At 63.8% G+C, this 10,705-nt stretch carries 10 protein-coding genes; 5 read left to right on the plus strand and 5 right to left on the minus strand.

The window, feature by feature from the left end:
- Positions 1-250: 250 nt before the first annotated feature.
- The 3 genes from R2676_RS26015 to alc form a co-directional block, all read right to left on the minus strand.
- Entirely contained in the window at positions 251-1,525 is a 1,275-nt protein-coding gene (locus R2676_RS26015; protein WP_206271038.1) for a M20/M25/M40 family metallo-hydrolase, read from the minus strand.
- A gap of 93 nt (positions 1,526-1,618) precedes the next feature.
- Complete coding sequence (locus R2676_RS26020) at positions 1,619-2,146, minus strand: ureidoglycolate lyase (protein WP_027678487.1); 528 nt, start codon at positions 2,144-2,146, stop codon at positions 1,619-1,621.
- On the minus strand, positions 2,143-3,153 hold the full coding sequence (gene alc, locus R2676_RS26025) for an allantoicase (RefSeq protein ID WP_206271039.1): 1,011 nt from the start codon (positions 3,151-3,153) through the stop codon (positions 2,143-2,145). The genes R2676_RS26020 and alc overlap by 4 nt, the downstream gene beginning before the upstream one ends.
- Before the next feature lie 343 nt (positions 3,154-3,496).
- On the opposite strand from alc, the gene R2676_RS26030 reads away from it, so the two are divergent.
- Genes R2676_RS26030 through R2676_RS26040 form a run of 3 tightly spaced genes read left to right on the plus strand, consistent with a single transcriptional unit; the run spans position 3,497 to position 6,161 of the window.
- Entirely contained in the window at positions 3,497-4,837 is a 1,341-nt protein-coding gene (locus R2676_RS26030; RefSeq protein WP_027678489.1) for a C4-dicarboxylate transporter DctA, read from the plus strand.
- Between the two features lie 37 nt (positions 4,838-4,874).
- Positions 4,875-5,570: a GntR family transcriptional regulator gene (locus R2676_RS26035; protein WP_027678490.1), complete on the plus strand. Its 696-nt coding sequence runs from the start codon at positions 4,875-4,877 to the stop codon at positions 5,568-5,570.
- A 6-nt stretch (positions 5,571-5,576) separates the two neighbouring features.
- Entirely contained in the window at positions 5,577-6,161 is a 585-nt protein-coding gene (locus R2676_RS26040) for an IMPACT family protein (RefSeq protein ID WP_206271040.1), read from the plus strand.
- A 3-nt stretch (positions 6,162-6,164) separates the two neighbouring features.
- Here R2676_RS26040 and R2676_RS26045 read toward each other — a convergent pair whose 3' ends face one another.
- Positions 6,165-6,590, minus strand: a complete 426-nt coding sequence (locus R2676_RS26045; protein WP_316857698.1) for a hypothetical protein — start codon at positions 6,588-6,590, stop codon at positions 6,165-6,167.
- Positions 6,591-6,706: 116 nt separating this feature from the next.
- A complete protein-coding gene (locus R2676_RS26050; RefSeq protein WP_027678493.1) occupies positions 6,707-7,618 on the minus strand; it encodes a LysR family transcriptional regulator in 912 nt (303 codons plus the stop codon).
- A 345-nt stretch (positions 7,619-7,963) separates the two neighbouring features.
- Here R2676_RS26050 and gcl point away from each other — a divergent pair, with 345 nt between their 5' ends.
- Positions 7,964-9,739: a glyoxylate carboligase gene (gcl, locus tag R2676_RS26055; protein ID WP_206271043.1), complete on the plus strand. Its 1,776-nt coding sequence runs from the start codon at positions 7,964-7,966 to the stop codon at positions 9,737-9,739.
- A gap of 43 nt (positions 9,740-9,782) precedes the next feature.
- The gene (gene hyi, locus R2676_RS26060; RefSeq protein ID WP_206271044.1) at positions 9,783-10,565 is read left to right on the plus strand and encodes a hydroxypyruvate isomerase; all 783 of its coding nucleotides are present in this window, start codon (positions 9,783-9,785) and stop codon (positions 10,563-10,565) included.
- Positions 10,566-10,705 lie beyond the last annotated feature (140 nt).

Raw genomic sequence — 10,705 nt, forward strand, 5'->3', positions numbered from 1 at the left:
CCAGCTTCATCGCGAAGATCGCACCACGCTCCTCGGCGCTCAGGTGTTCGTAGCTTTGTCCCATGCAACACATCCTAGGCAATGTGTTGCACTTGATCCTTGAAACCGCCCTTACTTTCTTTGGGCAAGACCAAAGAAAGTGAGTCAGCCCCGGCAGGGGATGAAACAAGGGATGCACCACCAACACACAAACCCAAAACCAAAAAACAAAAGTCCGACCCCGCAAAACAAAGCCATCAAGCAATACCAATCACCCGCCCAACAACTCCCCCACAGCACACCCCACCACCACAGTCGCGCTCCGCAAATCATTCAACCGCAGGTTCTCATCCGTGTTGTGCCCCCGCGCTTCCATCAACGTCCGCGGGCCCGCGCCATACAGAACCGTCGGCACGCCATGCGCCGTGTAATGCCGCGCATCGGTATACAGCGGCACGCCATGCACCGGCACATCGCCCCCAAACACCGCCAACGCATTCCGTCGCAACGCACCAATCAGAGCGTCCACGCCCGGCAGTTCGGCAAGCGGCTCCGCCAACAGAATGCGTTCCACCGAAACCTCGATCCCCGGCCGTTCCACCGCCGCACGCTCGATCACCGCGCGCAGTTCGCCTTCGGCATCGCGCCCGGCTTCTTCAGGAATCATCCGGCGGTCCACGCGGAACGTCACCAGATCGGGCACGACGTTGGTGTTGATGCCGCCCTGGATCAACCCGACGTTGAGCGTTGCGTGGTCGATGCCCGGCACGGCGGATTTGCGCGCGGCGAGTTCTGCGCGATAGGCATACACGGCTTGCAGGATATGCGTGGCCGCTTCGATGGCGTCGATGCCCGTGTGCGGCATGGCGGCGTGCGCCTGCTTGCCGCGCACCGTCACCTGCACGTGCAGGCAGCCGTTGTGCGCCGAGGTGATGCCGTACGCAAAGCCGGCGGAGATGGCGTAATCGGGCTTGCTCAAGCCTTGATCCAGCAGCCACTTGGGGCCGATGTCGCCGCCGGTTTCTTCGTCGTATGTGAAGTGCAGTTCGACCGTGCCGTTGAGTTTGGCGCCGCGCTTTTCCGCTTCGATCAGCGCAAGCAGCGCCCAGGTGTAGGTGGCGAAGTCGGACTTGGACACCGCCACGCCGCGGCCGAACATGGTCGGGCCGTGTTCGGTCTCGACGATCTCGCCGCCGTATGGGGCGTGCGTCCAGCCAAGGCCAGGCGGGACGACATCGCCGTGCGCGTTCATGGCGACCGTGGGGCCGCCGCTGCCGAACGTGTGGCGCACGATCAGGTTGGTGGCGCTGACCATGCCGACGGCACGCACCTGCGCCTGCGGCACGGCATGCGCTTCCACCGTCAGGCCCAGCGCCTCCAGCAGCGCCTTGGCGCGCGCGGCATGCGGGGCGCAATCGCCGGACGGGTTGTCCGACGGCACTTTCACCAGCTCGCGCAGGAAATCAATCTGCTGCGCATGCGCAGCGTCGACAAATGCGCGGATGTCCGCATCGATGCCGGGGGTGGCGAGTTGGGCCTGGGTCATGTCGATGTCTCGCTGACGGTGGTGGGACGGAGATTGAAAGTGACTGAGCCCCCGTTGTGCGGGGGCTCAGGATCGGCACGGGTGACGCGATGCTTACAGCGCGGCTTGCATGGCCTCGGCGGTCAACCACACCGATTCGGCCAGGTCTTGCTCGTCGCAGTTGTGGCCTTCGCCACCACGGTCCACGACGATGAAATCGCTCACCTCGCCCAGGGCCAGCAGCGGGTGGTGCCACACGCCGCGCGCGTAGTTCACGCCTTGCCAGCCGCGCGAGACAAACGCGCGCAACTTCGACGGATCCAGCTCGCCGGCCGGGGCCACGACCACCAGATACGGCTTGTCGTTCTGCGGGATGAAGGCCTGGCTGCCACGCGGGTGGCGCTCCAGCATCTTCACCTCGAACGGCAGCGTACGCGGCTGGCCACGGAACAGGCTGATCAGCGCGCGGCCGCCCTCGCCCACATCGACGTTGGCGAGGTCATGAAAGCGGATGGTCGTGCCCTGGTTGATGGGAAATTGCTTGGCCCCTTCCAGCTCGATCACATCGCCGAACGGCGCGAAGGCTTCGCGCGTGAGCGGCTCGATGGTCAGCGCAATGCGTGCGGCGGTCTCTTGGCTCATTCGAGCACCCCCCACAGGCGCAGACGCGACACGCCGCCGTCCGGGAACATGTTGAAGCGCACGTGCGTGACGATGCCGAGGTCGGCGATTTCCGCTTCGTAGTAGTGCTGCAGATCCATCTGCAGCTTCTGCTCGGGCAGCAGCGTTTGCCAGAACATCGCTTGCGTCTTCAGCGAGCTGTCGGTGCCGCCCACCACGCGCGCGGCCTGGATGGAAACGCGGTCAGCAAAGTTGCCCTTGAAGTGCGCGGTGTCGACTTCGATCTTGCGGATGCGGCCCGGGTTGGCCAGGGCGATCACGCACCAGTCGTTGCCTGGCTCGCGGCGGCGGCGCGTTTCCCAGCCGTCGCCCATGTTCACGCCACGGCCCGGCATCAGCATGCGCGAGGCCGGCCCGAAGTGTTCGTTGTTGGCTTCGACCACATAGGCGCCGTTTTCCATGGCGGCCAGGTCGAACAGCTTGGTGCGGTCCGCACCCTTCCAGTCGACTTGCGGCTGGCCGTACACGCGCAAACGCGCGATGCCGCCGTCCGGGAAGATGTTCAGGCGCAGGTGCGTGAAGGCTTGCAGGCTGGCGACGGCCACGTAGGCGTGGCTGTTGCCTTGCAGCGTGGTCGACGGAACGATTTCAGTCCACTGCGTGGCCTCGGTCGGCTCGCCATCCGGCAGATAGGCGGCTTCGATGGAGGCGGCCGGCGGGAAGTTGCCGGTGAAGTGGCTCGTGTCGATATCGACGCCCTTCACGACGCCCGGGCGGGCCAGGCGGACGATGCAGTGGTCATAGCCGCCGTTGCGGCGACGGCGCGTTTCCCAGCCATCCATCCACTTGCCGTGGTCGTCGTACTTGCCCGGAATGAACACCGCCGGCTCCGGGTTGAGCATGCGGTCTTTCGGCGCGAAGAATTCGTCGGTCGCGAACGTGGCCTCTGCGCCAAGGCGGGGGTCCGCCAGATTCGGATATCGGCGCGTGAAATCCGGCGCGTTCGGATCGAGCGTAGGCATCGCCATGTGGAACTCCTTGGTGTTTGTCTCTGGATGTTATACGGCCAGCCCATCGAACAAAAACGGCGAGTCAGAACACTCGAAACTCTGGCGATGGGAACGCCGGAAGTGCAGCGTAAATGGCGCAAGCACAAGGCTTAGCGGGACTGCATGGGTCGATCCTAGCATGTGAATTCAAAAATTGCATACAAAAATTGGATCGCCTATGATGCCGTCAACCCTCAACAATTCATCGCGACAATTTGTTGCACTGCAGTGAGCGAAACAAAGCCCTGACGACAATCGCAGCAGACCAAATCAGACGATTGAGCGGGGCTTGAGACACCAGTAATCCAAAGGAGGATTCACCATGCAACGCTTTACGCGCCCGTTGTTCGGGCAGGTTTTGATTGCCCTGGCGGTGGGCATCGCGCTGGGCATCTGGGCGCCCGAATTTGCGCAGAAGCTGCAGCCGCTCGGTGATGGTTTTCTGAAGCTGATCAAGATGCTGATCGCGCCGATCGTCTTCTCGGTGGTGGTGGTCGGGATCTGCGGTGCCGGCGAGCTGAAGAAAGTCGGGCGCGTAGGCGGCAAGGCCGTCATCTACTTCGAGATCGTCACGACAATCGCACTCGCGCTGGGCATTGCGCTGGCCTATGTGTTCGGGCCGGGCCACGGCATGAATGTGGATCCGAAATCGCTCGATCCGGCGGCCATGGCGTCGTACATGACCACCGCCAAGCAGGTGGAATCGACCGGCGTTGCGGCGTTCTTCCTCAAGCTGATTCCCGATACGTTTGTCAGCGGCTTTGTGAAGGGCGACATCCTGCAGGTGCTGCTGGTGTCGATCCTGTTCGGTTGCTCGCTGTCGCTGCTGGGTGAGCGGACCAAGCCGCTGGTCAACCTGATCGATCAGCTCTCGCATGTGCTGTTCCGCATGATGGCCGTGATCATCCGCCTGGCGCCGCTCGGCGTGCTGGGCGCGGTGGCGTTCACCGTCGGCAAGTACGGCGCCGGCTCGCTCAAGCAGCTTGGTTTCCTGGTGCTGCTGTTCTATGCGGCCGTGGCGCTGTTCGTGTTTGTGGTGCTCGGGACCATCCTGCGCGTGGCGGGCTTCAACATCTTCAAGCTGATCCGCTTCCTGCGCGCCGAACTGCTGGTGGTGCTGGGCACGGCATCGTCCGACGCGGTGCTGCCGTCCATCATGAACAAGCTGGAGAAGATGGGCATCAAGCGCTCCGTGGTCGGCCTCGTCATTCCGACGGGCTACTCGTTCAACCTCGATGCGTTTTCGATCTACCTGACGCTGGCCGCCGTGTTCATCGCGCAGGCGACCAACACGCCACTGGCGCTGCAGGATCTGCTGCTGATCTTGGGCGTGGCGCTCGTCACCTCCAAGGGCGCGCACGGCATTCCGGGTTCGGCCATCGTGATTCTGGCGGCCACGCTGTCGGTCATTCCGGCCATTCCCGCGATCGGCCTGGTGCTGGTGCTCTCCGTCGACTGGTTCATCGGCATTGCCCGTGCGCTGGGCAACCTGATCGGCAACTGCGTCGCCACGGTGGTCATCGCCGCGTGGGAGAAAGACATCGACCGCGTGCGCGCCAATGCAGTGCTCGACGGCAAGATCGACATCACCGAGGAAGGCGAAGCGATTCCGCACGGCCTTGGCGTGGCGGCACCTGCAGCCCATACGCTGCCGCATGCCTGAAGCGGCGCTGTTGTCGGACGGCGGTAAAATCGGCGCCATGACTGAAACCACCGCCGCCGACATCTCCTCCGAAGGCATTGCCGACGACATCGCCCAGGCGATCGTCGCGCATCGGCTGCCGCCGGGCACCAAGCTGCGCGAAGAGGCGCTGGCGCGGGTCTACCACGTCAGCCGCACCAAGATTCGCGCGGCGCTGCTGATGCTGGCCAAGGACAAGCTGATCCGCATGGAGCCGGATCGCGGTGCGTTCGTCGCCAAACCCGACGAGACCGAGGCGCGCGAGGTGTTTGCGGTGCGCCGCGTGCTGGAGGTTGCGCTGGTGCGCGAGTTCATCGCCAAAGCGACGCCCGCCGATTACAAGCGGCTGGAGAAGCATCTGGCCGAAGAGCACAAGGTGGCAGCCAGCGGCGACCTGTCGGACGTCCCGCGCCGCAATCGCCTGATGGCCGACTTCCACCTTCTGATGGCCGACGTGGTCGGCAACAGCGTGCTCAAGGAGATGCTGTACGAGCTTTCCGCGCGCAGTTCGGTCATCACGATGATGTACCAGTCGACCTACGACGCCGTGCGCTCGTCGGAGGAGCACACGGCCCTGCTGGATGCCGCCAAGCGTGGCGACGTGGACGGCGCCATCGCCCTGATGGAAGAGCACATGGCGCACACCGAGGCATCGCTCAAGTTCGAATCGCCGGGCGGCCGCGCGACGGATCTCGTAGCCGCCCTCCTCGCCTGACCGCGCGTGCCGACGTATACGCTGCGCGCGCCGGTTTCCGCCGAGCTGGAAATCAAGAAAAGCCGCTTTATCGGATTGGCCGTGCCGGTGGAAGACCGGGCGGCCGCCATGGACGTCATTGCACGCCTGCGCGCCGAGCACCCCGCCGCCACGCACGTCTGCTGGGCGCTTCTGGCGGGCGGCCAGTCCGGCATGTCCGACGACGGGGAACCCTCCGGCACGGCGGGCCGCCCCATTCTGGAGGTGCTGCGCCATCACGATCTGGATGGCACGCTGGGCGCCGTGGTGCGCTACTTCGGCGGCGTCAAGCTCGGCGCGGGCGGTCTGGTGCGCGCTTACACGGACGCCATCGCCACCGCGCTCATGCAGGCCGAACGCGTGGAGCGCATCGCCAGCACCACGCTCACCCTCTCCACCGATTACGCCGATGAGGCGCGCATCCGCCGCTGGATCGACGATGGCGGCTACACGCTCGCCGATGCTGCGTACGATGCGGGCGTTACGCTGACGGTGCGGTTGCCCGTGACGGACGAGGCCGCGGCGCGGGTCGCGTTGCGGGATTTGACGCAGGGGCGTGTGGTAATTACCTAGCGCTTATCGCTTGGGAGCGAACGGAGCGGCGGGCGTGGAGCCCGTGCAACACGGGTTTTGGCAGTCCGGTTGGAAAACGACGTACGCGGCTGTCGGCAATTTTGGGGTGACACCCTCGCGTTCTGCGGCACGTAGATGCGTATCGGCTTCGGACGACTCGACTTTGTCGCCTTCGATTCCGACAGCGTCCAGCACGGCCTGGAGGCTTCTGAGGCGCAGCACGGCCAGCTCTGGGTCAGGAGCGGGCTCTGTCCCCTCCTGCAAGCGCACCCGGTACTTGCCACCGTTGCGAAAATCGTCTTTGAGCTGCGAATCCCATTCGGCCAGTTTCAGGATTTCGCTGGTCGGCAGCGCAGACTCGCCGGGCGAGAACACCAGCGGGTGCTCAAGCCCGGTCAGATCGCACGCGAGGGCCGAGCTGCTGAGCATGAGCGCGCCGACAACTGCAGTTCTGCGTAGCATCTTCAGTCTCCGGCATTGAGCGCGCCAGTCGCGATGCGTCTGATGACCAGTGTAGGAACCGCCATCCATTTCCGCACGCTCAACTAACGCGTTCGCGACCAATACCCCGCCTGCCCATACACCGACTTCAGGTGCTCGATAAAGAACCGGATCTTCGCCGGCACCGGCCGCTGCTGCGGGTACACGGCAAGGATGTCGTAGTCGGGCAGCGCGTAGTCGTCCAGCACCGTCATCAACGCGCCGGATTCCAGCTCAGGCTGGATCTCCCACGTTGAGCGCCAGCCCAGGCCGAGGCCTTCGCCCATCCAGCGGTGCAGCAGTTCACCGTCGTTGCAGTCGAGGTTGCCGTTCACCTTCACGGTGACGGCCTTGCCGTTCTGCTGAAAATACCAGCCGCGCTGCTGACCGCCCTGCAGGTTGAAGGCGAGGCAGTTGTGGCGCGCGAGGTCGTCGAGCGTGCGCGGCACGCCATGCTTGGCAAAGTACGCAGGCGTGCCGCACACCACGCGCTTGTTCGACGCCAGGCGAATCGCCACGAAGTTCGGATCGATCGCGCCGCCAATGCGGATGCCCACGTCGTAGCCTTCGCGCACGAGGTCGACCACGCGGTCGGTCAGGTTGAACGAGATGCGCACGTCGGGGTTGGCACGCAGAAAGTCCGGTGCATGCGGCGCGACGTGCTTGCGGCCGAACGCTGCGGGCGCCGAGACGATCAGGTGCCCGGTCGCCTTGTGGCGGCCTTCGGCAACGAGCAGCTCCGCGCGGTCCAGCTCGCCCAGCGCCTTCTTGCACTGTTCCATGAAGACCGCGCCCTGCTCCGTCACCGCAATGCGGCGGGTCGACCGGTGCAGCAGCTTCACGCCCAGCCGGGCCTCCAGCGCGTTGATGCGGCGGCCGATCATGACGGGCGTCACGTCCTGCGTGAGCGCGGCGGCGGCCATGCTGCCGTGTTCCACCACGGCGATGAACGCTTCGATCTGCTTGAGCTTGTCCATTCCATCATTCCAGTTCGCAATGTCTGACCATTTTAGTGAGCATTCCGTACCCGGATTGCGGCTTTCTGGCGCATATCACTTGTGACGAATGGCAAAAATGGCGAAGGACAATGTGATCCATGTAGACGCCTCACGTCGATATTTTGCGTTGCACAAAATCACGAGAAAACCGCTTCACGGTGCGGCTTTTCAGTTTCTTGATGGCCGCCCGATTGGTGCAGCACGCAAAACGATTCGATATGCAGAGTTAGCAATCAACTGACGAAATCTGCGTTTATCCATATCGGCATGCGGGAATAGGATCAGCTCCAACGTATTCCCACCTTCCCCTTCCTGGAGACACCCATGCCGAAGATGAGAGCGATTGATGCCGCAGTTGCGGTGATGGAAAAAGAGGGCATCACCACGGCCTTCGGCGTGCCCGGTGCCGCTATCAACCCGTTGTATTCGGCGTTGCGCAAGGCTGGCAGCATCGACCACGTGCTGGCGCGCCACGTTGAAGGCGCCTCGCATATGGCCGAGGGCTACACCCGTGCCGAGCCGGGCAACATCGGCGTGTGCATCGGCACGTCGGGCCCTGCCGGCACGGACATGATCACCGGCCTGTACTCGGCCTGGGCAGATTCGATTCCCATCCTCTGCATCACCGGCCAGGCGCCGCGCGCCCGCCTGTACAAGGAAGACTTCCAGGCCGTCGACATCGAATCGATCGCCAAGCCGGTCACGAAGTGGGCCGTCACCGTGCGTGAGCCGGCGCTGGTGCCGCGCGTGTTCCAGCAGGCGTTCCACCTGATGCGCTCGGGCCGCCCGGGCCCGGTGCTGATCGACCTGCCGTTCGACGTGCAAGTCGCCGAGATCGAATTCGACCCCGACACGTATAGCCCGCTGCCGGTCTACAAACCCGCGGCAACGCGTGCGCAGGCCGAGCGCGCCATCGAGATGCTGTGCCAGGCCGAGCGCCCGCTGCTGGTGTGCGGCGGCGGCGTGATCAACGCCGATGCGGCCCAGCTGATGGTCGAGTTTGCCGAGCTGGTGAATGTGCCTGTCGTCCCGACCCTGATGGGCTGGGGCGTGCTGGCCGACGACCACCCGCTCAACGCCGGCATGGTCGGCCTGCAAACGTCGCACCGCTACGGCAACGCCACGCTGCTGGCGTCGGACTTCGTGTTCGGCATCGGCAACCGCTGGGCCAACCGCCACACCGGCAGCGTCGACGTCTACACCAAGGGCCGCAAGTTCGTGCACGTCGATATCGAACCGACCCAGATCGGCCGCGTGTTCGGTCCGGACCTGGGCATCGTTTCAGACGCCAAGGCGGCGCTGGAGAAGTTCATTGAAGTCGCCCGCGAGCTGAAGGCCGCCGGCAAGCTGCCGTGCCGCAAGAGCTGGAACGCTGACGTGCAGAAGCGCAAGCGCACGATGCTGCGTCGCTCCGACTTCGACAACGTGCCCATCAAGCCGCAGCGCGTGTACCGCGAGATGAACCAGTACTTCCCGCGCGACGTGCGTTACGTGAGCACGATCGGCCTGTCGCAGATCGCCGCTGCGCAGTTCCTGTCGGTCAACCAGCCGCGCCACTGGATCAACTGCGGCCAGGCAGGCCCGCTGGGCTGGACGATTCCCGCCGCCATCGGCGTGAAGGTGGCCTCGCCCAACAGCGACGTGGTGGCCATCTCGGGTGACTACGATTTCCAGTTCATGATCGAAGAGATGGCGGTGGCCGCGCAGTTCAAGGTGCCGTACATCCACGTGGTGGTGAACAACTCGTACCTGGGCCTGATCCGCCAGGCGCAGCGCAACTTCGAGATGGACTACTGCGTCCAGCTCGCCTTCGACAACGTCAACGCACCCGAGCTGAACGGCTACGGCGTCGACCACGTGAAGGTGGTGGAAGGCCTGGGTTGCAAGGCGATCCGCGTGTTCAAGCCCGAAGACATCGAACCCGCCTTTGCGCAGGCTCGCCTGCTGATGGCCGAGTTCTCGGTGCCGGTGATGGTGGAAGTGATTCTCGAGCGCGTGACCAACATCGCGATGGGTACGGAGATCGACAACGTGGTCGAGTTTGAAGAAGTGCTCGACCTGGAAGACACCCTCACGGAAGCCGAAGGCGCCACCGCATAAAGACGGCGCGCCATTCCCTCACCGTCCGATACAAGGAGAAACCATGACCAAGCTGGCAGCCAACCTGACCATGCTGTTCAACGAGCAGGCCTTCCTCGACCGCTTCGAAGCCGCCGCGCGTGCGGGCTTTCGCGGGGTGGAGTTCCTGTTTCCCTATGCGTTTCATGCCGACCAGATTGCCGATCGCCTGAACCGCTTCCAGCTCGACCTGGTCTTGCACAACCTGCCCGCCGGCAACTGGGACGGCGGCGAGCGCGGTATCGCCATCCTGCCGGACCGCGTGAGCGAGTTTCAGGACGGCGTGGGCGAAGCCATCAAATACGCCAAGGTGCTCGGCGTGAAACAGCTCAACTGCCTGGTGGGCATTCGCCCCGAAGGCGTGAGCGAAGACGCTGCGCGCAAGACGCTGGTGGAGAACCTGAAGTTTGCGGCGAAGGCACTGAAGGCCGAGAAGATTGATCTGCTGATCGAGCCGATCAACACGTTCGATATTCCGGGCTTTTACCTGAACCGCACGCAGCAGGCGCTGGACCTGATCAACGACGTGGACGCGTCCAACCTGTACGTGCAGTACGACATCTATCACATGCAGCGGATGGAAGGCGAAGTGGCTAGCACGCTGAAGCGCCATCTGGACAAGATCAAGCATGTGCAGCTGGCGGACAACCCTGGGCGCAATGAGCCGGGGACTGGGGAGATCAACTATCAGTTCCTGTTCCGTTGGTTGGATGAGATTGGGTACACGGGGTGGGTTGGGTGTGAGTACAAGCCTAAGGCTGGGACGGTTGAGGGTCTCGGCTGGCGGGCTGCTCACAACGTTGGTTGAGATTTTTGTTTGGTTTGGTTTTGCCTCGGTGGTGCATCCCTTGTTTCATCCCCTGCCGGGGCTGACTCACTTTCTTTGGTCTTGCCCAAAGAAAGTAAGCAAAGAAATGCGCGCCCGAGATGGCGAAAGACTCCTTGAAT

Origin of the sequence: Ralstonia flatus (assembly GCF_958439105.1) — a bacterium.
Taxonomy (GTDB): domain Bacteria; phylum Pseudomonadota; class Gammaproteobacteria; order Burkholderiales; family Burkholderiaceae; genus Ralstonia; species Ralstonia flatus.